At 61.2% G+C, this 22,403-nt stretch carries 17 protein-coding genes; 11 read left to right on the plus strand and 6 right to left on the minus strand.

The window, feature by feature from the left end; genetic code table 11:
- Positions 1-639 carry an SDR family NAD(P)-dependent oxidoreductase gene (locus tag ACR0C6_RS11795; RefSeq protein ID WP_171229618.1) on the plus strand — a complete coding sequence of 213 codons (639 nt, stop codon included), beginning with the start codon at positions 1-3 and terminating at the stop codon, positions 637-639.
- Here ACR0C6_RS11795 and ACR0C6_RS11800 read toward each other — a convergent pair.
- Positions 633-989, minus strand: a complete 357-nt coding sequence (locus tag ACR0C6_RS11800) for a hypothetical protein (RefSeq protein WP_224857439.1) — start codon at positions 987-989, stop codon at positions 633-635. The genes ACR0C6_RS11795 and ACR0C6_RS11800 overlap by 7 nt on opposite strands.
- A 165-nt stretch (positions 990-1,154) precedes the next feature.
- Between ACR0C6_RS11800 and ACR0C6_RS11805 the strand changes: the two genes are divergently transcribed.
- From ACR0C6_RS11805 to ACR0C6_RS11830, 6 genes are all read left to right on the plus strand, one after another.
- Entirely contained in the window at positions 1,155-2,393 is a 1,239-nt protein-coding gene (locus ACR0C6_RS11805; RefSeq protein WP_152457283.1) for an aspartate kinase, read from the plus strand.
- A 46-nt stretch (positions 2,394-2,439) separates the two neighbouring features.
- Positions 2,440-4,683, plus strand: a complete 2,244-nt coding sequence (ptsP, locus tag ACR0C6_RS11810; RefSeq protein ID WP_480447035.1) for a phosphoenolpyruvate--protein phosphotransferase — start codon at positions 2,440-2,442, stop codon at positions 4,681-4,683.
- 149 nt (positions 4,684-4,832) lie between these two features.
- On the plus strand, positions 4,833-6,278 hold the full coding sequence (gene zwf, locus ACR0C6_RS11815; RefSeq protein ID WP_480447034.1) for a glucose-6-phosphate dehydrogenase: 1,446 nt from the start codon (positions 4,833-4,835) through the stop codon (positions 6,276-6,278).
- Between the two features lie 2 nt (positions 6,279-6,280).
- Entirely contained in the window at positions 6,281-8,086 is a 1,806-nt protein-coding gene (gene edd / locus ACR0C6_RS11820) for a phosphogluconate dehydratase (protein WP_480619419.1), read from the plus strand.
- A 3-nt stretch (positions 8,087-8,089) separates the two neighbouring features.
- On the plus strand, positions 8,090-8,722 hold the full coding sequence (locus tag ACR0C6_RS11825; RefSeq protein WP_480619421.1) for a bifunctional 4-hydroxy-2-oxoglutarate aldolase/2-dehydro-3-deoxy-phosphogluconate aldolase: 633 nt from the start codon (positions 8,090-8,092) through the stop codon (positions 8,720-8,722).
- 51 nt (positions 8,723-8,773) lie between these two features.
- On the plus strand, positions 8,774-9,964 hold the full coding sequence (locus tag ACR0C6_RS11830) for a pyridoxal-phosphate-dependent aminotransferase family protein (protein WP_480619423.1): 1,191 nt from the start codon (positions 8,774-8,776) through the stop codon (positions 9,962-9,964).
- Positions 9,965-10,095: 131 nt separating this feature from the next.
- Here ACR0C6_RS11830 and ACR0C6_RS11835 read toward each other — a convergent pair whose 3' ends face one another.
- Positions 10,096-11,205 carry a pyridoxal phosphate-dependent aminotransferase gene (locus tag ACR0C6_RS11835; protein WP_480619425.1) on the minus strand — a complete coding sequence of 370 codons (1,110 nt, stop codon included), beginning with the start codon at positions 11,203-11,205 and terminating at the stop codon, positions 10,096-10,098.
- A 70-nt stretch (positions 11,206-11,275) separates the two neighbouring features.
- On the opposite strand from ACR0C6_RS11835, the gene ACR0C6_RS11840 reads away from it, so the two are divergent.
- Complete coding sequence (locus tag ACR0C6_RS11840) at positions 11,276-12,364, plus strand: SMP-30/gluconolactonase/LRE family protein (RefSeq protein ID WP_254443947.1); 1,089 nt, start codon at positions 11,276-11,278, stop codon at positions 12,362-12,364.
- 66 nt (positions 12,365-12,430) lie between these two features.
- Positions 12,431-13,213: a crotonase/enoyl-CoA hydratase family protein gene (locus ACR0C6_RS11845; RefSeq protein WP_171229626.1), complete on the plus strand. Its 783-nt coding sequence runs from the start codon at positions 12,431-12,433 to the stop codon at positions 13,211-13,213.
- On the opposite strand, the gene ACR0C6_RS11850 is transcribed toward ACR0C6_RS11845, so the two are convergent.
- The 4 genes from ACR0C6_RS11850 to ACR0C6_RS11865 form a co-directional block, all read right to left on the minus strand.
- Positions 13,214-13,546, minus strand: a complete 333-nt coding sequence (locus tag ACR0C6_RS11850; RefSeq protein ID WP_480619427.1) for a DnaJ family domain-containing protein — start codon at positions 13,544-13,546, stop codon at positions 13,214-13,216. It lies immediately after the preceding gene.
- Positions 13,547-13,586: 40 nt separating this feature from the next.
- Entirely contained in the window at positions 13,587-14,750 is a 1,164-nt protein-coding gene (locus ACR0C6_RS11855) for a benzoate/H(+) symporter BenE family transporter (protein ID WP_480619429.1), read from the minus strand.
- 138 nt (positions 14,751-14,888) lie between these two features.
- Positions 14,889-18,050 carry a valine--tRNA ligase gene (locus tag ACR0C6_RS11860; RefSeq protein WP_480619431.1) on the minus strand — a complete coding sequence of 1,054 codons (3,162 nt, stop codon included), beginning with the start codon at positions 18,048-18,050 and terminating at the stop codon, positions 14,889-14,891.
- Between the two features lie 79 nt (positions 18,051-18,129).
- The gene (locus tag ACR0C6_RS11865) at positions 18,130-18,858 is read right to left on the minus strand and encodes a dienelactone hydrolase family protein (protein WP_224857408.1); all 729 of its coding nucleotides are present in this window, start codon (positions 18,856-18,858) and stop codon (positions 18,130-18,132) included.
- A gap of 113 nt (positions 18,859-18,971) precedes the next feature.
- Between ACR0C6_RS11865 and ACR0C6_RS11870 the strand changes: the two genes are divergently transcribed.
- Together ACR0C6_RS11870 and ACR0C6_RS11875 are read left to right on the plus strand one after the other, a co-directional pair.
- Positions 18,972-21,263, plus strand: a complete 2,292-nt coding sequence (locus tag ACR0C6_RS11870) for a xanthine dehydrogenase family protein molybdopterin-binding subunit (protein WP_480619433.1) — start codon at positions 18,972-18,974, stop codon at positions 21,261-21,263.
- Positions 21,241-22,317: a DUF2235 domain-containing protein gene (locus ACR0C6_RS11875; protein ID WP_480619435.1), complete on the plus strand. Its 1,077-nt coding sequence runs from the start codon at positions 21,241-21,243 to the stop codon at positions 22,315-22,317. The genes ACR0C6_RS11870 and ACR0C6_RS11875 overlap by 23 nt, the downstream gene beginning before the upstream one ends.
- Positions 22,318-22,403: the final 86 nt, after the last annotated feature.

Below are 22,403 nucleotides of genomic sequence, written 5' to 3' on the forward strand. Positions count from 1 at the left end.
ATGCACATCATGATCACCGGCGCCAATCGCGGCATCGGGCAAGCCCTGGCAAAGCGTTACGTGAACCGGGGGGACAAGGTCACTGGGACGGCGCGTGACGGCAGCATGCAGGTGCGTCTGGATGTGTCCGATCCCGTGCAGCAATCTGCCATGGCAGAACAGATGAAAGACCAGCCTGTCGATCTGCTGGTCTGCAATGCCGGCGTGTATCTGGACAAGGGGCATTCGATCGATGGCTACCCGGCCGACATGTGGGCGCAAAGCTTTGCGGTAAATGTCACGGGGGTCTTTCTGACCATACAGACCCTGTTGCCCAACCTGCGCGCCGCGGGCGGTAAAGTTGCGATCCTTTCGTCGAAAATGGCGTCGCACACACTTGCGCCGGGTGGCAGTTATATCTACCGCGCATCCAAGGCGGCGGCTCTGAACCTTGGGCGGAATCTGGCGATGGATCTCAAAGATGACGGGATTGCCGTCGGCATCTATCATCCGGGCTGGGTTCAGACGGATATGGGCGGTGCAGCGGCGGATATCGATGTGGATCAGGCCGTATCCGGTCTGATTGAACGATTTGATGCCTTGTCTCTATGCACAACGGGCTGTTTTGAAACCTATGACGGGCAATCGCACGCCTATTGAGAGGTCAATGCGGCTTTGGGGATTTCGAAGACCTCACCAGGTTCAATGTAGACCACCATCATATCGCCTCGTGTTTCATGTGAGATTTTCGAGGTCGAGTTGCTGGAGTCCGGCACGCCATCCTTGAAATAGATATTGCGCACTTGCCCGCCACCCAGGGCCACCGCGACCGTAATGTTTCCGTCGTCATGGCGGCGCAGTTCCGCGTGGCAGCTTTGTACGGGATCACCGGCATTTGCAGCGCAGGGAATTGTGCCCAACGCGTTCTTGCCGTCCGTCCCGGCGACACTCGCGACCTGGGCCAGTGCAGGCGATGACAATAGGGCAAAGGCGAGGGCTAGGCGAAACATAAAGAACCTCTTGATCTGGTTGGTGTCCTTAGGCTGACATTGCGCCAGTGCAATGTAAAGCGGCCCTGCGCCGCAGGGGCGACCGCTTTGCGCCCTTGCCCTTGCGGTGCCCCTCGCTTATGAGGCACGGAACTTCTAATCCAAGGCGCGGAGACTTTTGCCCCCATGCCCGTACTCGTAATGAAATTCGGCGGCACATCGGTCGCCAATCTGGACCGCATCCGCCGCGCCGCCAAACGTATCGGCGTTGAAGTTGCCAAAGGCTATGACGTGATCGTCATCGTCTCGGCCATGTCGGGCAAGACCAACGAGCTTGTAGGCTGGGTGAACGAAACGTCGCCCCTGTTCGACGCCAGGGAATACGATGCCGTCGTGTCCTCGGGCGAGAACGTGACCGCTGGCCTGATGGCCCTGACCTTGCAGGAAATGGACATCCCCGCGCGCAGCTGGCAGGGCTGGCAGGTGCCGCTGCTGACCACCAGCGCGCACAGTCAGGCGCGGATCGAGGAAATTCCGACCGAGAACCTGAACCAGAAATTCAGCGAAGGTATGCGTGTTGCCGTGGTTGCCGGGTTCCAGGGCATCAGCCCGGAAGGCCGGATCACGACACTGGGCCGGGGTGGGTCAGATACAACGGCCGTTGCCTTTGCGGCAGCCTTCGACGCCGAACGCTGCGACATCTATACGGACGTTGATGGTGTCTACACCACCGATCCGCGCATCTGCGAAAAGGCCCGCAAGCTGGACCGCATCTCGTTCGAAGAAATGCTGGAACTGGCGTCGCTTGGTGCCAAGGTTCTGCAAACCCGCTCGGTCGAACTTGCGATGCGATACAAAGTGAAACTGCGCGTTCTCTCAAGCTTTGAAGAACAATCCGATGAGGCCGGCACGCTGGTCTGCGACGAGGAGGATATTATGGAATCCAATGTTGTGGCCGGTGTGGCCTATTCCCGCGACGAAGCCAAGATGACCGTTGTTTCCGTGGCCGACCGACCGGGTATCGCCACGACCATCTTCTCGGCGCTCAGCGAAGAGGGCGTGAATGTCGACATGATCGTCCAGAACATCTCGGACGAGGGGCGTACGGACATGACCTTTTCCTGTCCCACCGATCAGGTGGCCCGCGCCGAAAAAGCGCTGCTGGCGATCAAGGAAAAGGGCGAGCTGAACTATGCCGAACTGGTTGCAGATACCGATGTCTGCAAGGTTTCGGTTGTGGGTATCGGGATGCGCTCGCAATCGGGCGTGGCGGCCAAGATGTTCAAGGTTCTCTCGGATGAGGGGATCAACATCAAGGTCATTACAACCTCCGAGATCAAAATTTCCGTCCTTGTCGACAGGAAATACATGGAACTTGCTGTTCAGGCACTGCATGATGCCTTTGAACTGGACAAGGCGGCCTGAGCTTATCGGCCAAAGGTATCGCCTGACACACTAAATCGGTTGGGCCATGGCGGACGGCACGGAAACAGAATCCCGCAAGCTGCTGCGGCGGTTGCGCGAAGAAATGGCGAGCGAAGCCGCCGGTCAGGAACGTCTTGACCGGATCACGCACCTGATTGCCGACAGTATCAGGGCCGAAGTGTGTTCCATCTACCTGTTTCGCGATGAAGATACGCTGGAACTTTGCGCGACCGAGGGGCTGTCTCCGGAAGCGGTCCATAAAACCCGGATGCGCATGGGCGAAGGTCTTGTGGGGCGGGTCGCCAAGTTCGGCAAGGTCGTCAACACCGCCGACGCGCCGTCGGCCAAGGGCTTTCGTTACATGCCGGAAACCGGCGAGGAACGGTATTCCTCGTTCCTTGGTGTGCCGGTTCAACGCCTTGGGGAAAAGCTGGGCGTTCTGGTCGTCCAGTCCCGCGAGGCGCGCGAGTTTTCCGCCGATGAGGTCTATGCGCTGGAAGTGGTGGCTATGGTGCTGGCCGAAATGGCCGAGCTTGGCGCTTTTGTCGGCGAAGGCGCGGCCCTGTCACCCCTGCACCAGCAATCGGTTCTGCTGCGCGGCGGCCCGGCGCAGGAAGGGTCTGCCGAAGGGCATGTCTGGCTGCACGAACCCCGCGTTGTGGTTACCAATCCAATTGCCGAAGACCCTCAACGGGAACGCGAACGTTTGGTCGAAGCGGTGGAGGAACTGCGCGTCGGTGTCGACAAGATGCTCGAAATTTCGCAGGGCGGCGACAAGGAACAGCTGAAAGTTCTGGAAGCTTACCGCATGTTTGCCAATTCCAAAGGCTGGATGCGGCGGATGGAGGAAGACATAGCCCTGGGTCTCAGCGCCGAAGCTGCGGTGGAGAAAGAACAATCCCAGGCCCGCGCGCGCATGGGGCAGGTCACCGATCCCTACTTGCGTGAACGTCTTGCGGATCTGGACGATCTCAGCAATCGCCTGCTGCGCATCCTGACCGGGCAAGGCAAGACGGACAGTGCTGATTTGCCACCCGATCCGATCCTGATCGCGCGCAATATCGGCCCCGGCGACTTGCTGGAATACGGACGGGCGCTGAAGGGGATCGTGCTTGAAGAAGGCTCTGTCGGCAGTCATGCCACGATCGTGGCCAGGGCGCTTGCGATTCCTTTGGTCGTGCATGTGGGCCGGATCACCACCGAGGCCCTGAACGGAGATCACATTCTGGTGGATGGTGATCAGGGCGTTGTGCATCTGCGCCCGGAAGACAGCGTGGTCAGTGCCTTCCGCGACAAGATCGCGATGCAGGCAAAGGCGCAGGAACGTTATGCGTCGATCCGCGAAACACCCTGCGTCACGCGCGATGGCTCGCGGATTAACCTGGTGATGAATGCAGGCCTGATGGCCGACCTGCCATCGCTTGGCACCTCGGGCGCCGAGGGCGTTGGCCTGTTCCGCACTGAACTTCAATTCCTGATCCGCAACCAGATGCCGAAACGGTCGGAACTGGTCAGCCAATATCAGCGCGTTCTGGACGCGGCGGGGGACAAGAGGGTGGTATTCCGCACACTCGATATCGGGTCGGACAAGGTTCTGCCCTATATGAAGCACGTGGCGGAACCAAACCCGGCGCTGGGTTGGCGTGCCATTCGGGTCGGTCTGGACAAGCGCGGTGTTATGCGGATGCAATTGCAGGCCCTGCTGCGCGCCGCCAATGGTCGACCGCTGACCATCATGTTCCCTTTTGTCGCACAGGCCGAGGAATATCGCGAAGCCCGTTGGGAAGTGAACAAAACGATCGAGCGGGAAAAGCGATTGGGTCATGTGCTGCCCGAGATGCTTGAAGTTGGCGCGATGCTGGAAACGCCGTCGCTGGCCTTTGCGCCGCAGAAGTTCTTTGACGAAGTGGACTTCATTTCGATAGGCGGGAACGATCTAAAGCAGTTCTTCTTTGCTGCTGACCGTGAGAACGAACTGGTCCGGCGCCGCTATGACACGCTGAATGTCAGCTTCCTGAGCCTGATGGAACGCATCGTCGAACGCTGCGATATCTCGGACACGCCGCTCAGCTTCTGTGGTGAAGATGCAGGCCGCCCGGTCGAGGCCTTGTGCCTTGCGGCGATGGGGATACGGACGCTGTCGATGCGGCCTGCCTCGATCGGCCCGGTCAAAAGCCTGCTGTTGCGGTCCAATCTGACGGAGGTTCGCAAGATCATCGCTGACGCGCGCCACCGCGGAGAGCAATCGGTGCGTCCCGCGGTCATGGACTGGCTGCGCCATCAGACTTGATGCGCGAAACGGCACGGTTTCTTCAAACTGTGCTTGATTTTTCATGGGCGGCTTTCTAATAGACAGGCAGTGTTAGCGATAACATGTCAGGTTTTGCGGGGTATCACGCCGTGCTAAGCTGATATCGGCAAATTCAGAAGGAGCCTGTGATGGTTTCACGCGTAATTCCGGTAGAGCCATTTGATCTGGTGCTTTTCGGTGCGACCGGCGATCTGGCGCAGCGTAAAATCCTGCCGGGCCTGTACCATCGCTTCGAGGTCGGCCAAATGCCCGACGGCGCGCGGATCATCGGTACGGCACGCTCTGATATCGACAATGACGGGTTTCGCGATCAGGTCCGCAAATCGATGGAACAGTTCGCGCCCGGTTTTTCCCGGGAAACAATGGATCGGTTCCTTGACCATGTCGAATATGTGCCCGTGGATGCGCTGGGCGAGGCCGGGTGGTCCGATCTGAAAGAACGGATGCGCGAAGACGTCGTGCGGGCCTTTTATTTGTCCGTTGGTCCAAGCCTTTTTTCGGGTATAGCGCAGCGGCTGCATGACGCCGGTCTTGCGACACCGGACAGCCGCATTGTCGTCGAAAAACCATTTGGGCACGATCTTGCCTCGGCGAAGGCGCTGAACGAAGGCTTGCGCGCCTGTTTCGAAGAACATCAGATTTACCGGATCGACCATTATCTGGGCAAAGAGACCGTGCAGAACCTGATGGCGCTGCGCTTTGCCAACTCGCTGTTCGAACCCCTCTGGAATTCGACCCATATCGACCACGTGCAGATCACGGTGGCCGAGACCGTAAGCGTCGAAGGGCGCGGGGCCTATTACGATCAGTCCGGCGCAATGCGGGACATGGTCCAGAACCATCTGGTTCAGTTGCTGTGTCTGACCGCAATGGAACCGCCGTCGAAATTCTCACCCAACGCGGTGCGCGATGAAAAGGTCAAGGTGATCGAAGCGCTCGAGCCCGTGGCCCAGTCTGACATCGCGCGCGGTCAGTACCGGGCCGAAAAGGGCGAGGGCGGTTATGTCGATCATGTCGGCAACCCTGCCAGCCGAACCGAAAGCTTCATCGCCCTCAAGGTTCATATCGGCAACTGGCGTTGGGCAGGTGTGCCGTTCTATCTGCGCACTGGCAAGCGTCTGCGCGCGCGGGAATCCGAAATTGCGGTGTTCTTCCGCGATCCGCCGCACACGATTTTCCCCAATGTCGGCCCTCTGCACGGAAACGTTCTGGTGATCCGGTTGCAGCCTGATGAAGGCATCACCCTGCGCACCACGATTAAGGATCCTGGGCCGGGGGGCTTCCGGCTGTCGGATGTTGCGTTGGACATGAGTTTTGCCGATGCGCTTGGGGCCGAAGCGCAAGCCCCCGACGCTTATGAGCGGCTGATCATGGATGTCATCCGTGGCGATCAGACACTGTTCATGCGTGGGGACGAGGCCGAGGCCGCCTGGGCCTGGGTCGATCCCATCATTCAGGGCTGGGAGCAGCGCGGAGACCGCCCATCCCGATACGATCAGGGCAGTTCAGGCCCCGAAGAAGCATTGATGCTGATGCATCGCGATGGGCGCCGCTGGCGTCAGATCGGAGGGTAATCATGGTTCACTCAGTCATTTCCGATGTCACCAAACGGATCATCGACCGCAGCGCCGATCTGCGCGGCCCACATCTTGAACGGATGGAGCAGGCCAGATCCAAGGGTCCTGCCCGTGCGCATCTGTCCTGTAGCGGTCAGGCCCATGCCTATGCGGGCGCAGGCGAAGATCAGCAATCGATGGCCACCGGCACCGCCGGCAATCTGGGCATTGTCACCGCTTATAATGACATGCTTTCGGCCCATCAGCCGTTCGAACGTTATCCCGCCCTGATCCGCGACGCGATCCGCGCCGCCGGCGGAACGGCACAGGTGGCAGGCGGTGTTCCAGCCATGTGCGACGGTGTCACCCAGGGCGAAGCGGGGATGGAGCTGTCGCTGTTCTCGCGCGACGTCATCGCGTTGGCAACCGGTGTGGCCCTTAGCCACAACACCTATGACGCGGCTGTTTTTCTTGGGGTGTGTGACAAGATTGTGCCCGGCTTGATTATCGGCGCGCAGGCCTTTGGCCATCTGCCCGCCGTATTCCTGCCCGCAGGCCCGATGACCAGCGGCTTGCCGAACGACGAAAAAGCCAAGGTCCGACAGAAATTCGCCGCCGGGGAAGTGGGCCGCGAAGAGCTGATGAAGGCTGAAATGGCGGCCTATCACGGCCCCGGCACCTGTACCTTTTATGGCACCGCCAATACCAACCAGATGCTGATGGAGTTTATGGGCCTGCACCTGCCGGGTTCCAGCTTCGTCAATCCGAATACCCCGCTGCGTGACGCCCTGACCGAGGAAGGCGCGCGCCGAGCCCTGTCGCTCAGCGCGTTGGGCAACAGCTATACACCGGTCTGTCAGGTTCTGGATGAACGCGCATTCGTCAATGGCATCGTCGGTTTGATGGCGACCGGTGGTTCAACCAATCTGCTGATTCACCTGATCGCCATGGCGTGCGCTGGTGGTATCGTGTTGGACTGGCAGGATTTTTCCGATATTTCCGCTGTGGTTCCGCTGGTTGCGCGGGTTTATCCCAACGGCCTGGCGGATGTGAACCATTACCACGCGGCCGGCGGACTTGGGTACACGATCGGTACATTGCTTGAACAAGGCTTACTGCACCCCGACACGCTGACCGTCGCAGGGCAGGGGCTGCACAACTATACCAAGGAACCCAAACTGATCGATGGTGAGTTGATCTGGCAGGATGGTTCGGGACACAGCCTGAACGAAAAGATCCTGCGCCCGGCCAATGACCCGTTCCAGCCCACCGGGGGCCTGTCGCGCCTGACCGGTAATCTGGGCACCGGGGTCATGAAAGTATCAGCCGTCTCGCCGGAACATCAGGTCGTCGAAGCACCCGTGCGGGTGTTCCACGATCAGGATGAGGTGAAAGCCGCCTTCAAGGCCGGAGAATTCACGGATGACGTCATCGTCGTGGTCCGCTTTCAGGGGCCAAAGGCCAATGGGATGCCTGAACTGCATTCGCTGACCCCGATTCTGTCGATCCTGCAAGGCAGGGGGCAAAAGGTGGCACTGGTCACAGATGGCCGCATGTCGGGTGCATCCGGCAAAGTGCCCGCCGCCATCCATGTCTGCCCCGAGGCGCTGGACGGAGGACCCATCGCCTACCTGCAAGACGGTGACATCCTGCGTGTCGACGCGGTCAACGGCGACCTGGAAATCCTGACCAAAGGGGTTTTGGACCGGTCCCCCGCCACCGCCGACCTTTCCGCCAATCAACACGGTGTCGGGCGCGATCTCTTCGCTGCGTTTCGGCAGAATGTCGGGTCCGCCGACACTGGCGCCAGCATATTCGGAGCGTAATAGATGTCCAAAACTCAACGCACCCGCGAAATCTGCGCTCTGGCGCCCATTGTTCCGGTGCTGGTTGTCGATGACGCCGCACAGGCCCGCCCGCTGGCCGAGGCGCTGGTCGCCGGCGGCTTGCCCGCGCTCGAGGTGACCTTGCGCACCCCGGCGGCACTGGATGCGATCAAGGTCATGTCCGAGGTGCCCGGCGGCGTGGTCGGTGCAGGCACGCTGGTCACGCCCGAAGACGTCCGCGCTGCCAAACAAGCGGGTGCGCTTTTCGGCGTTTCCCCCGGTGCCACGGATGCCCTGATCGCGGCCTGCGAGGCCGAAGACCTGCCGCTGCTGCCCGGTGCCGCGACGGCAAGCGAGGCTATGGCGTTGCTGGAAAAGGGCTATGACATGCTGAAATTCTTCCCGGCCGAGGCGTCGGGCGGCGCGCCTGCGCTCAAGGCAATCGGCGCGCCGCTGCCCCAGATCAGCTTCTGTCCGACGGGTGGCGTGTCGCCTTCCAACGCCAGCGACTACCTGTCATTGCCCAACGTGATCTGCGCTGGCGGAAGCTGGGTTGCACCAAAGCAACTGGTCGAAAACGGCGACTGGGCGGGGATCGAGACACTTGCGCGCGAGGCGTCGAAGCTGGCGGATTGACGCCGCGCGGCCCCTCGGTAATGTGGGCGTCAATTCATACAGGTTGAGCCCATGACACAGACAGTTTCCCTTTCCCAGGGGCGGACATATTTGGCCATTCCGGGCCCTTCGGTCATGCCGGACGCGGTTTTGCAAGCCATGCACCGTCCGTCGCCCAACATCTATGATGGCGAACTCATTGATATGATGCCCGGCCTGACGCGCGATCTGTGCCGGGTTGCCCGCACCAAGCACAACGTCGCCATCTATATCGCCAATGGCCACGGCACCTGGGAGGCGGCACTGTCCAACGTGATCGCCCCCGGCGAAACCGTTCTGGCTCCTGCCTCGGGCAGGTTCACCCATGGCTGGGCCGAAATGGCCGAAGGGATCGGGGCAAAAGTCCAATTGATCGATTTCGGCACCTCGTCAGCCTGGGATTTCGACCGGATCGCAGATGCGCTGCGTGCGGATCGAAACCACCAGATCAAGGCGGTTCTGGCGGTCCACGTGGATACATCCAGTTCGATCCGGAACGACATCCCGGCGCTGCGCAGGCTTCTGGACGACCTGCAACACCCGGCGCTGCTGATGGCAGACTGTATTGCCTCGTTGGGCTGTGACAGGTTCGAGATGGATGGCTGGGGCGTCGATGTCACAGTTGCCGCTTGCCAAAAAGGCTTGATGACCCCGGCGGGCATCGGCTTTGTTTTCTTCAACGAGAAAGCACAAGCCAAACGGGCCACCATCCTGCGCGTTTCGCAATATTGGGATTGGCAGCCGCGCGTTAATCCAGATCTGTTCTATCAGTATTTCAACGGCACCGCGCCCACGCACCACCTCTATGGCCTGCGCGCCGCGCTTGATCTGATCCATGCAGAGGGGATCGAGCAGGTCTGGGCCCGCCATGAGCGCCTGGCCAATGCCATCTGGGCGGCCTGTGAGACCTGGGCCGCAGGCGGCATGTTGCACCTGAACGTCGCCGACCGTGCCTATCGCAGCCACGCCGTCACTGCCTTGCGATTGACGGAAGGTCGCGGCACGGCCCTGCGTACGTTCACCGAAACCCGGTTGGGCCTGACACTGGGCATCGGCCTTGGGATGGAGGATTATGACAGCTGTTTCCGTCTCGGTCATATGGGGCATATCAACGGGCAGATGGTCATGGCGATTCTGGGCGGTGTGGAAACGGGTATGGCTTCACTTGACATATCGCGTGGCAAAGGGGCCCTCGAAGCCGCCGCCGCCGTGCTGGCGGCCTGACACTCTAAGGGTGTCTCCGCCCGATCCGCCTCTTCATCTGGCCAAAAATATCCTCGGGCGGAATCGCGCCCTGGCGCGATGGGGGGCAGACAGCCCCCCCTTTGCTGTCCGACCGGGCGCAAAGGGATCAATCAGCGCACCCGCGCGACTGCGAGCGCCTTGGGCAAAGCGGCGGCAAACGCATCCAGATCAGACGCCGGGCCACAGCTTACCCGAATGCAACTGTTCTGCGGTGCCGCGAACGGCATTCGGACAAAAATCCCCTGCGCCACCAGGGCGTCCAGCACGGCCTTGGCAAAATCCCCGTCGCGCCCGCAGTCAATCGCCACGAAATTGGTGGCCGAAGGCAGGGCCGCCAATCCGTTTTCCCGGGCAATCGTATCGATCCGCTCACGTGCTTCTGCGATCTGCGCCTGAACATGCTCCAGCCACGCGCCATCCTGCAAAGCCGCCAAAGCACCGGCCTGCGCGGCGCGGTTCATGCCGAAATGGTTGCGCACCTTGTTGAAGGCTGCGATCAGATCCGGCGTGCCCATGGCATAGCCAACCCGCGCACCCGCCATGCCATAGACCTTCGAGAAGGTCCGCATCCGGATTACGCGCGGATCATCTATACTGACAGGTGCCGCCGTCCCCTCGGGCGCACATTCCACATAGGCCTCATCCAGAACCAGCAGGCAGCCATCAGGCAAGGCATCCATGGCGGCCACGATGTCAGCGCCGGAATGCCAGCTGCCCATCGGATTGTCCGGATTGGCCAGATAGACCAGCTTGGCACCAACCTCCGCCGCCTTGGCAAACAGGGCCGAGGGGTCCTCGTGATCACCTGAATACGGCACTTTGTGAAGAATGCCGCCGAACCCGGCCACATGATAGTTGAAGGTCGGATAGGCCCCGTCCGAGGTGACAACCGCATCCCCGGGCCCGACGATCAGCCGCACCAGATAGCCCAGTAGCCCGTCAATACCTTCGCCCACGACGATATTCTCCGGCGATACGCCGTGATGGTCGGCCAAAGCATGGCGCAGGTCATGGTTTTCGGGGTCGCCGTACATCCAGATCTCTGACGCGGCTTGCGCCATGGCCTGGGTCGCGCGGGGCGAGGGGCCGAAAATGCTCTCATTGGCACCCAGTCGGGCCACAAAGGACGCGCCGCGCTGGCGCTCTTGCGTTTCCGGGCCGACAAAGGGCACGGTGGCGGGCAGGGATTGGGCAAGCGGGGTGTATCGAGGTCCGGTCATGTCCGCAGATAACCCCAAGCCCGATCAATGAGCAAGCGCGCACAGGCGTTGGGCGCGCTGGAAAAGAAGTATGAATAAAGGAGCGCAGATGCGCATTCTCTCGATCGTTATTCTTCTGGGGCTCGCCTATCTTCTGCTCTGGCCGGTCCCGGTAAAACCCGTCGCCGTCGAAATGCCGGAAGATGCCGGGTTTGTCGGGGATTTCGTTGAAAACACGGCACTGGATGCGGTGCAGCTGATCCCCCTGCCGGGTCAAGAGATCGGGCCCGAAGACATCGCCGTCATGCCAGATGGGGCGATCTACACAACCAGCCTGTCAGGTACCCTTTACCGCATCGACGGGGCGGAACCGGTCGAGGTTGACCAGCTTGGCGGGCGTCCGCTGGGCCTCAAGGCCGGACCGGATGGCGCGCTTTACATCGCCGACAGCTATCGGGGCGTGATGCGCTGGACCGGTCCGGGCACGTTGGAAAGGGTGGTGAGTGACATCAACGGCGCGCCGGTGATCTACGCCAACCAGTTGGACGTGGCGCAGGATGGCACGATCTACTTCTCGAATTCATCTGACCGCTTCGATCCTGAAACCATGGGCGGGACCAAACCGACCTCTGTCCTCACCATCTGGGAACAGTCCGATACGGGTTACGTCGCGCGTCGCACACCCGACGGCCGCACCGAGAAAATCACCGAGGGCTTTGTCTATACCAACGGTGTCGCGCTTTCACCTGACGAGGATTTTCTGCTGATCGCGGAAACAGGTCGCGCGCGCGTGCACAAGCTGTGGCTGACCGGACCAAATGCAGGGCGGCAGGAGATCCTGCTGGAAAACCTGCCCGGCTATCCCGACAACCTCGAGGCTCAGGGCGACGGCACCTATTGGATGGCCTTCGCCAGCCCGCGTGTCCCGTCCGAGGCGCTGATGCCGTACCCGTTCCTGCGCAAGGTGATCTGGCGATTGGGTCCGGCAGTACGCCCCGCGCCGATCCATCGTGGCATGATGGTGCAGTTCGATGGCGACGGTACGATCCTGCGCACGCTACAGGACCCGCAAGGCCGCCTGGGCATCACGACCGGGGGCAAGATTGCGGGGGATCAGTTCTATGTCATGACCCTCGATTCCCCGTGGTTCGGGCGAATGCCTGTCACCGACATGCCCTGACGTCGCAGTGGTATTCCTCAGTCTGTCCGGGCATGTTTGTCACGATTGAATTACCGGAGGTCCTCCATGTCACGCGTATCCGTTGCCTATCAAGACCACGTTGCCCATGTCACACTGACCCGAGGCGACAAGATGAATGCGCTGGATGATGCAATGATCAAGGCACTTTTGTCCGCCGGGCAAGAGGTCGCCGCGTCGGATGCCCGTGCCGTGGTCCTGTCCGGCGAAGGCAAAAGCTTTTGCGCCGGGCTCGACATGGCAAGCTTTGCCAAGATGGCCCACATGGACCCCACGGAATGGCTGATGACCCGCAGCCATGAAGACGCCAACGAGATGCAGGAACTGGCGTTGATCTGGCGTCGCGTACCGGTTCCGGTGATCTGCGCAATTCAGGGCGTGGCTTATGGCGGTGGCCTGCAAATCGCGCTGGGCGCGGATATCCGTATCGCGCATCCCGAGGCGAAACTGGCCGTGATGGAGATGAAATGGGGCATCATTCCCGACATGGGCGGCATGGTTCTGCTGCCTCGGCTGGTCCGGTCGGACGTGCTGCGGCTGCTGACCTATACGGCCCGCCCGATCCGTGCGCCGCAGGCGGCGGAGTGGGGCCTTGTGACGCAATTGTCCGACGATCCGCTGACCGAAGCGTTGGCCATTGCCGAAAACATCGCGGGTCAAAGCCCTTCGGCCATCCGTGCCGCCAAGCGTCTGATCGAGGTCGCTGAAACTCAGTCCCGCGCAGACGTTCTGATGGCGGAATCCGCTGAGCAGGTGGAACTGATAGGCAAACCCGACCAGATGGAAGTTGTCATGGCGCAGATGCAGGGCCGCAAGCCCGAGTTCAAATGATCACCGCATGAAGGCCCGCCGTGCGTCGCGGGCCATGTTGTAGCGCATTTCCAGATCGGCGATACGAGCCATCGCGGCTTTGCGCTTTGCCGGGTCCGTCAGGGTCGCATAGTCCTGCCGCGCTGTGTCGAGCTGCTTTTTGATGTCGAATTCTTCCGGCAACACGCCTGCCTGCGCCATGATCCGATGGCCGGCGGCGGTGGCCGGATCGCTCAATGCCTCGGATGACCGGTCAGGCAGTGGTTGGCCTTCGCCCTCGAGGCCCTGCAACTGACCCTCGGACTGGGCTTTCTTGATCTGGCGCTCGACCAGTTTTCCCAACGCTCCAAACATGGCCTCTTCATACTTGCTTTGAAGTGCGGTTTGAACCCGTTCACCGAAAGCGTTGTTTCACAAGATAGGCCATCCCGCCTGCCAGCAAGCCCCAGACCGCCGCACCAAGCCCGAACGCGGTGATCCCTGATGCAGTGATGGCAAAGGTCAGGATGGCCGCTTCGCGCTCGGCCGGAACTTCCAGCGCGGCGGATGTGGCATTGGCCATCACCCCGATCAGCGCTACACCGGTCAGCGTGCCCATCAACAGTGGATCGGCATGAATGGCGAACCCGGTAATCGCCACGGCGAACACCCCGAACAGGCAATAGAACAATCCACCCATCACGGCAGACCAATAGCGTTGCGCGGGGTCGGGGTGGCTGTCCTCGTTCGCGCACATCGCAGCGGTGATCGCCGCAAGGCAGGTGGCGGGGGCACCGAACGGAGAGGACAAGATGCTGGAAATGCCCACGGACGAGAACAGTTTGCCGGTTTGCGGCGCATAGCCAAAGCTGCGGATCACAGCGATGCCGGGGATGTTCTGGGTCGCCATCGTGACGATGGACAGCGGCACGGCAATCCCGACGACCGAAGCCACAGAGAAGCTGGGCGTGGTCCAGACCGGAGCCGCGATCCATTGCGTCGGCGTCAGCGACGCGTCCCCGGCGTTCAGGACCACGACGGCTGCCGCTGCCACGACCGCGGCCGGAACGGCAAACAGGCGGTTGATCCGGCCGGCGATGAACCATGTCAGAATTACCGGCAGCGCTTGCCACGGCAGGTCAACTGCCGCCTGAAAGGGCAATATGCAAAGCGGCAGCAACACGCCCCCCAACATGGCCTGCGCCAGGGTCGTCGGTATCGCCGCAGCCATGCGCCCCAATGGTCGCCACAGCCCGGCCAACACGGTCAAAGCCCCTGCACAAAGGAACGCGCCTGTCGCTTCGGCGAACCCCAGTGCAGGTGTGGCGGAAACCGCCAGCAGGGCCGCACCCGGCGTGGACCAGGCCACGCTGATCGGCTGTCGGTACCACAGGCTCAGCACGATGGCGGTCAGGCCCATGGCGATCGCCGCCATCATCAATCCGGACGCCGCCTGCGCCGGGGACGCGCCCATCGCCGCCAACCCCTGCAAGACGATCGGGAAAGAGCTGAAAAAACCGACGATTGCCACAACCAGCCCGGTCGAGACTGTCTGGAACGGTGGGGCTTTGTGCGTCATGACGGCCTCGGAGAAATGTGTTCGCTGATTGCTAACAAGCAGGGGCAGGGTCCGGCAAGGCCCGAGCGTGCAAAAGAAAACCCCGCCGTTGTGGCCGCGGCGGGGTTCCGGATTTGAGTATTTGTGAAAAGATGAAGATCAGGCGATTTCGGTCAGTCGGGCCAGCGCCTCGTTCAGTTTCGCCTCTTCCTCTTCGCGGGCGGCGAGGTTGGCTTTGGCCTCTTCCACGACCTCTGCGGGGGCCGAGGCCACGAATTTCGGGTTGTTCAGACGGCCACGCAGGCCACCAAGTTCCTTGGCCAGCTTGCCCTTGGCCTTTTCCAGCCGTTCCTTTTCCGCGCCAATGTCGATGATGTCGGCCAGTGGCAGGCCAAAGGACGCGCCGGGCGCCGCGATCGAGATAGTGCCCTTGGGCAGCGTATCGGCCTTGGTCAGGCTGTCGATCCGGGCCAGTCGCTTGATCAGCGCCTCGTTCCGGTCCCAGGCGGCCTGGCCGTGGGCGTCGATCTCGGTCACCAGCATCGGCACGTACAGACCCGCCGGAACGCGCATCTGGGCGCGGGCCGAGCGGGTGTTCTCGATCACCGAGATCACCCAGTTCATTTCGCGGTCCGCGTCGGCATCGACCAGATCGGCGGCGGCATAAGTCGGCCAGTCGGCATGCACCAGCATCTTGGGCCGCGCGCCGGTCAGGCCCCACAGTTCCTCGGTGATGAAGGGCATGATCGGGTGCAGCAGGACCAGACACTGATCCAGAACCCAGCGCATTGTGGCGCGGGTTTCAGCCTGGGCCTCGGCGTCATCGCCTTGCAGCAAAGGTTTGGACAGTTCCACATACCAGTCACAGACCTTGCCCCAGACAAAGGCATAAAGCCCGTTCGCCGCGTCGTTGAAGCGGTAGCTGTCCAGCGCCGCGTCGACCTCTTCCCGCACCCGGGCGGTTTCGCCGATGATCCAGCGGTTCGCGGCGGCCTTGGGTTTCAGGTCGGCTACGTCCAGTTGCGGGACGGCATCAGTGAAAACCTCGTTCATTTCGGCAAAGCGGACAGCGTTCCACAGTTTGGTGCCAAAGTTGCGATAACCGGTGATGCGTTCGCGGGACAGTTTCAGCACGCCGCCAATCGCCGCCATCGACGCGTTGGTAAAGCGCAGCGCGTCGGCGCCGAACTCGTCCACGATCTCCAGCGGGTCGATGACGTTGCCGGTGGTCTTGGACATCTTCTTGCCCTTCTCGTCGCGGACGAGCTGGTGCAGATAGACGGTGTGGAACGGGATTTGATCGACCACGGCCAGCTGCATCATCATCATCCGGGCGACCCAGAAGAACAGGATATCGAAACCGGTGATCAGAACATCGGTGGGGAAGTAGCGCTGCAACTCCTCGGTCTGTTCGGGCCAGCCCAGCGTGCCGATTGGCCACAGGCCGGAGGAGAACCAGGTATCCAGCACATCCGGGTCGCGCCAAACCGGATAGACCAGCTTGGTCGGATCCTGATCAACGGCGTACTGCGCAAGGCTTTCGGCGAACCGATGGATCGCCTCCTGCTTGTCGGCGACTTCGATCACGGTCGCGTGGCTCAGAGGGCTGGGAATGTCCGCATTGTCGTCCAGGAACTTTTCGGTAACGGCCTCAAAGCTCGCGGCACATTCCATGACATTGCCACGGTGCAGCATGCCGCCTTCGTTCAGCAAACGACCCAATTCAACCAGATCAAGGTCGCCATCATTCTCGTCGTCAATGAAGTCTTCTGCCGACAGGTCGAGACCATACCAAACCGGAATCTGATGCCCCCACCACAGTTGGCGGCTGATACACCAGGGCTCGATATTTTCCAGCCAGTGGTAATAGGTCTTCTCGCCCGACTCGGGGATGATCTTGACCGTGCCGTCCTTGACCGCGTCCAGCGCGGGGCCGACGACCTTGGCGGCATCGACGAACCACTGATCGGTGAACATCGGCTCGATCACCACCTTCGACCGGTCGCCGAAGGGCTGCATGATCGGTTTGCTTTCGACCAGCGGCACCAGCGTGTCGGCGCCTTCCTGATCCGGCTTCAAAGCGGTTGATCCCAGGCGCGGATCATCCGCGCGGGTCATCACGGCCAGACCATCAGCGGTGATCTCTTCCACCACCTTGGCCCGCGCTTCGAACCGGTCGAGGCCACGCAGATGATCCGGCACCAGATTGATCGCGTCGATTTCGTTCTCGGTGAACGCGCGCCCACGCGCATAGTCCTGCGCCTTCCCTGCCTCTTCGGCATAAGGGGCCCCATCGGCCCGCATCGCGCCCTTGGTGTCCATCAGGCGGTACATCGGAATACCGCCGCGCTTGGCGACCATGTTGTCGTTGAAGTCATGTGCGCCGGTGATCTTCACCGCGCCCGAGCCGAAATTCGGGTCAGGGTAGTCATCGGTGATGATGGGGATCTGGCGGCGATGCTCTTTCGGACCAACTGGGATTTCGCACAGCTTGCCGACGATCGGCGCATAGCGTTCGTCCGAGGGGTGCACCGCAACCGCGCCGTCGCCCAGCATGGTCTCGGGGCGGGTCGTGGCGATCGAAATATAATCCCGCTCTTCGCGGAAGATCACATTCCCATCTTCATCTTTTTCCAAATACTCATATGTCTCACCGCCCGCCAAAGGGTACTTGAAGTGCCACATATGGCCGGCGACCTCGATATTCTCGACCTCGAGGTCCGAAATCGCGGTTTCGAAATGCGGATCCCAGTTGACTAGCCGCTTGCCGCGGTAGATCAGGCCCTTGTCGTACATGTCGACAAAAACCTTGATGACCGCGTCGTGGAAGTTGGGGCTGTTTTCATGGCCCGTGCGCGGGTCGCCCGCCGCGCCGGCCATGGTGAAGGCGTTGCGCGACCAGTCGCATGAAGAGCCGAGGCGTTTCAGCTGCTCGATGATGGTGCCGCCGTATTCACCCTTCCATTCCCAGACTTTCTCCAGAAATTTTTCGCGGCCCAATTCGTTGCGGCTGGGTTGTTGGGTGGCGGCCAGCATCTTTTCGACCTGCATCTGGGTTGCGATGCCGGCGTGGTCCTGGCCGGGCTGCCACAACGTGTCAAAGCCACGCATGCGGTGCCAGCGGATCAGGATGTCCTGTAGGGTGTTGTTGAACGCATGGCCCACATGCAGAGCACCGGTCACGTTCGGCGGCGGGATCATGATGCAAAAGCTCTGGTCGCGCGATTTGTTCGCGCCTGCCTTGAAGGCTTCGGCCTGTTCCCAGGCCTTGTAGATCCGGGCCTCGGCCTCGGCCGCGTTGAATGTCTTTTCCATCGCCATGGGATGCGTCCTGCGTCAACAAATTCGGGTCAGCGCCTGCAATAGCGAATGCGCGCGGCAAGGGGAAGGCCTAGTGCGCCTACGCCATGCCAAAGCGTGCTTTGAAATAGGCGTCAACGCGTTGATAGGCGGGTTCGTGAAAATCCAGCGTCAGCAGCGAATGATCCTTGCCGGGATATTCGACGGTTTCCAGCAGATTGCCAAATGCCTGTTCAAGCGCCCGCATCAGTTTCTTGGGTGCAAGCTTGTCTTCGGAATACCGCATCGCCAGACCGGGGCCTTTCGCGGCCATACCCGCAGAGGCCGCGCCGATATCTTCAGCGCTCATATGCAGATGGCGGCCCCCGAGGATCGGCAGCGCAGGTTGGCTGGCTACCCCGCCCAGAACGGCGTCTTCGGCCATGAGGGTAAGGGCGAAACTGCCGGTCAGGCACATGCCGATGACGCCCACACCGGCGCTGTTTTCGCGTTGCTTGATCTCACGGGTCAGGGCGCGCATCCATCCTGCAATGGGGCTCTGCCTGCCGCGGGCGAAAATGTTGAACTCGCGCCGCACGCAGAACAACCGGGCCATGTTCTTGGCCATTTCAACCTTGCCATAGGTTCCAAACAAATGAGGCAGGTAGACGCGAAAGCCGGATGCGTTGAGCTTGGCGGACAACGCCAGCGTTTCGGGCCCGATCCCTGGCAGTTCCTGAAGGATCAGGATCGGTGGGCCTTCGCCGCCGACATAAACGTCATGTGTGGTCGACTGCCCGCTGGTCATCGGGGCAGAGAAGGGAAAAACGGTATCATGCGTCCAGCTCATGGCCCAAGGCTAGCCGAACATCCTTTGCGCGCAAACGAATTTCGGTGAACCCTGCTGGACATCGCCGGGTCGCGGGCTAGGCTCGCCCCTGATATCGCGCAGGAGGGCCACCCATGGAAAAGTTCGGCAGAAGCCAGCCGGTGAAACGGACCGAGGATCAACGGTTCCTGACCGGGCAGGGGCGTTACATGGACGATGCGGTGCCCGGGAACGCTTTGTTTGCCGCATTCTTCCGCAGCCCGGTGGCGCATGGTAATATCACCTCTCTGGATGTCGAGGCCGCGCGGGTTGCCGACGGTGTTCGGCTGGTCATGACTCTGGACGATCTGGCCGCGTCAGGCATCGACACGGTGCTGAATGCGGCGGTCTTGCAGAACCGGGATGGGTCCAGGGCCGCTGCGCCCGATCGGCACATGCTGGCCAGGGATCGCGTGCGTTTCGTGGGCGAGCCGGTGGCAGTTGTCATTGCGGATACCCTGACGCAGGCGCAGGACGCGGTTGAATTGATCTGGATGGATACGCAAGAGCGCCCGGCCAAGTTGGACGTCGAGGCCGGGGGCGAGATCCTGCACGTGGAAGCGCCCGAGAACCGTGCTTTCGATTGGGGGCTGGGCGACGAAACCGCGACCCAGGCAGCCTTTCAGGCGGCCGCGCATACCGTGTCGCTGAACGTCGCCGACAACAGGGTCATCATCAATTCGCTGGAGCCGCGCGGATGTCAGGCGAACTGGTCCGAGGGGCGCCTGCATTTCTCTTACGGAGGTCAGGGCGTATGGGCGATGAAGGCCCAACTGGCGCAAAAACTGAAACTGGATGCGGACGACATACGCGTCACGACCCCGGATGTGGGTGGTGGTTTCGGTATGAAAGTCATGCCGTACCCTGAATATTTCTGCGTCTCCGTGGCGGCGATGAAACTGGGTCAGCCGGTGCACTGGATGTCCGACCGGTCCGAGGCGATGCTGTCTGATCATCATGGCCGCGATCTGACCTCGCTGGCCGAGCTGGCCTTCGACGCCGATCACAAGATCACCGCCTATCGGGTCCACAGCAAGGTGAACCTTGGCGCATACAACAGCCACTTTGGTCAGGCGATCCAGACCAGCCTGTTCAGCAAAGTGCTGATGGGTGTCTATGACGTTCAGACCACCTGTTTGCGGGTCGAAGGCTTTTTTACGAACACGACGCAGGTGGATGCGTATCGCGGTGCGGGCCGCCCCGAGGCGATTTACGTGCTTGAACGCGCGATGGACCGCGCCGCGCGCGAACTGGGCATTGACCCGTGGGAACTGCGGCGCAGGAATTTCATCCGCCCCGGCGATTTCCCCTACACCACTTCCACCGGCGAAACTTATGATGTCGGCGATTTCGACATGGTTCTCACCCGCACGGCCGACCAGACCACAGGGTTCGAGGCCCGTAAAGCTGCGGATGCCGAACGCGGTCTGATCCGGGGGCAGGGTCTCTGTTACTATATCGAAAGCATTTTGGGGGACCCTTCCGAAAACGCGAAGGTCGCGTTTTGCGAGGATGGAACGGTGAATCTGTACGTCGGCACACAATCGAACGGGCAGGGGCATGAGACGGTCTACGCCCAGTTCCTGTCAGATCAGACGGGTATCCCCATGGACAAGATCACCGTCATTCAGGGCGATACCGACCGGCTTGCCCATGGCGGCGGCACTGGCGGGTCCCGCTCGGTCACGGTGCAAAGCACGGCCACCCTGGCCACGATTGACAAGATGATCGCCGCATTCACGCCTTATCTTGCCGATAAGATGGGGGTCGAGGAAAATGATGTGAGTTTTGACCACGAGACATTCCGAGCGCCGGGCTCCAACCTGACGCCGACCCTGACCGAAGCCGCCGAGATGGCGCGTGCCGATGGTCGAACGGATCTGCTGCAACATGAGGCCCGCGCCAACCTGGATGCGCGCAGCTACCCGAACGGCGCGCATGTTGCCGAAGTCGTGATCGATTCTTGCACCGGCGAAACCTGGGTGGACCGCTACACGGTGGTTGACGATTTTGGCAATCTTATCAATCCGATGCTGGCCGAAGGGCAGGTGCATGGCGGGGTGGTGCAGGGTATCGGCCAGGCCCTGACAGAACATGTCGTGCACGATGCACATGGGCAACTGCTCACGGCTTCGTTTATGGATTACGCCTTGCCCCGTGCAACCGACATACCCATGATTAAGTTTACCTCGGCGCCGGTTCCGTCAACCTCGAACCCGATGGGGATGAAAGGGTGTGGCGAGGCTGGCACCGTGGGCGCGCTGGCCGCTGTGGCAAACGCGGTTCAGGATGCGCTCTGGGACCACGGGGTGCGGCAGGCGGACATGCCTTTCACACCTCACAAAGTATGGGAATTGCTGACGCATGAATCTGTCGCGGCTGAGTAGAAAGGTTCTGGGATGGCTCGGGCGCCCTTTGCGGTCCGAGCATTCCGCCGAGACGCGGCACCGCGAACCGATCAGCCATGTCATCATTCTTGATGGCACCATGTCCACTCTGGAACCGGGGTTTGAAACCCACGCCGGTCAGACATTTCGCCTGTGCTGCGAGATGGGCAGCAAGGTTTCGGTGTTCTACGAGGCAGGCGTGCAGTGGGAAAGCTGGAAGTCCTCGCTGGACGTGATGATGGGCCGGGGCATCAACCGCCAGATCCGTCGCGCCTATGGGTATTTGGCGTCCCGCTACAAGCCGGGCGACAAGATCTTTTTTATCGGCTATTCGCGCGGTGCCTATGGCGCGCGCAGTCTGGCCGGCGTGATCGACATGATCGGCCTGCTCAAGGCGGAACACGCCACCGAGCGAAACATATTGCAAGCTTATCGCCACTATGAATGCAATCCAGACGGCATCGCCGCCAGCGAGTTCCGCCGACGTTTCTGCCACGACGGGGTCGAGATCGAGATGATCGGCGTCTGGGACACGGTCAAGGCGCTGGGTTTGCGTCTGCCGCTGCTGTGGCGCAGGGCCGAAGAGAAGCACGCCTTTCACAATCATCAGTTGGGCCCAGTCACCCGCCACGGGTATCACGCCATGGCGCTGGATGAGACGCGCGAAGTGTTCGAACCGGTTCTGTGGACCTGCACGCCCGAGTTCAAGGGCCATGTGGAGCAGGTCTGGTTCCGTGGAACCCACGGCGACATAGGTGGCCAATTGAACGGCTACGAAGAGGCGCGGCCGCTGAGCAACATTTCCCTGATCTGGATGCTGGACAAGGCGGAATTGCACGGTCTGCCTTTGCCCGACGGCTGGCGCGATCGGTTTCCCATTGATCCCCATGCTCCGTCGGTTGGCACATGGCGCGGCTGGGGCAAGATTTTCCTGCTGCGAAAGCACCGCAAGGTCGGGCAGGACCCTTCAGAGCGCCTGCATGTTTCAGTTTCGCCGGATAAATTACCGGGCTGGGTGGCGATGCCGAACCTGCCGACACATCCCGCGCAGTGAAAGGCTACCATGTGCCAGTGACTCCAAGATCACCGGCACTTCAATGTCAGGTTCGAGCCCAAAGCGGACCCTAATTTGACAGTACT

The organism is Ruegeria sp. AL12 (assembly GCF_056540885.1).

Coding starts and splice junctions, on each gene's coding strand:
- ACR0C6_RS11795 (WP_171229618.1), top strand. CDS start 1: ATGCACATCATGATCACCGGCGCCAATCGCGGCATCGGGCAAGCCCTG.
- ACR0C6_RS11800 (WP_224857439.1), bottom strand. CDS start 989: ATGTTTCGCCTAGCCCTCGCCTTTGCCCTATTGTCATCGCCTGCACTG.
- ACR0C6_RS11805 (WP_152457283.1), top strand. CDS start 1,155: ATGCCCGTACTCGTAATGAAATTCGGCGGCACATCGGTCGCCAATCTG.
- ptsP (WP_480447035.1), top strand. CDS start 2,440: ATGGCGGACGGCACGGAAACAGAATCCCGCAAGCTGCTGCGGCGGTTG.
- zwf (WP_480447034.1), top strand. CDS start 4,833: ATGGTTTCACGCGTAATTCCGGTAGAGCCATTTGATCTGGTGCTTTTC.
- edd (WP_480619419.1), top strand. CDS start 6,281: ATGGTTCACTCAGTCATTTCCGATGTCACCAAACGGATCATCGACCGC.
- ACR0C6_RS11825 (WP_480619421.1), top strand. CDS start 8,090: ATGTCCAAAACTCAACGCACCCGCGAAATCTGCGCTCTGGCGCCCATT.
- ACR0C6_RS11830 (WP_480619423.1), top strand. CDS start 8,774: ATGACACAGACAGTTTCCCTTTCCCAGGGGCGGACATATTTGGCCATT.
- ACR0C6_RS11835 (WP_480619425.1), bottom strand. CDS start 11,205: ATGACCGGACCTCGATACACCCCGCTTGCCCAATCCCTGCCCGCCACC.
- ACR0C6_RS11840 (WP_254443947.1), top strand. CDS start 11,276: ATGAATAAAGGAGCGCAGATGCGCATTCTCTCGATCGTTATTCTTCTG.
- ACR0C6_RS11845 (WP_171229626.1), top strand. CDS start 12,431: ATGTCACGCGTATCCGTTGCCTATCAAGACCACGTTGCCCATGTCACA.
- ACR0C6_RS11850 (WP_480619427.1), bottom strand. CDS start 13,546: ATGTTTGGAGCGTTGGGAAAACTGGTCGAGCGCCAGATCAAGAAAGCC.
- ACR0C6_RS11855 (WP_480619429.1), bottom strand. CDS start 14,750: ATGACGCACAAAGCCCCACCGTTCCAGACAGTCTCGACCGGGCTGGTT.
- ACR0C6_RS11860 (WP_480619431.1), bottom strand. CDS start 18,050: ATGGCGATGGAAAAGACATTCAACGCGGCCGAGGCCGAGGCCCGGATC.
- ACR0C6_RS11865 (WP_224857408.1), bottom strand. CDS start 18,858: ATGAGCTGGACGCATGATACCGTTTTTCCCTTCTCTGCCCCGATGACC.
- ACR0C6_RS11870 (WP_480619433.1), top strand. CDS start 18,972: ATGGAAAAGTTCGGCAGAAGCCAGCCGGTGAAACGGACCGAGGATCAA.
- ACR0C6_RS11875 (WP_480619435.1), top strand. CDS start 21,241: ATGAATCTGTCGCGGCTGAGTAGAAAGGTTCTGGGATGGCTCGGGCGC.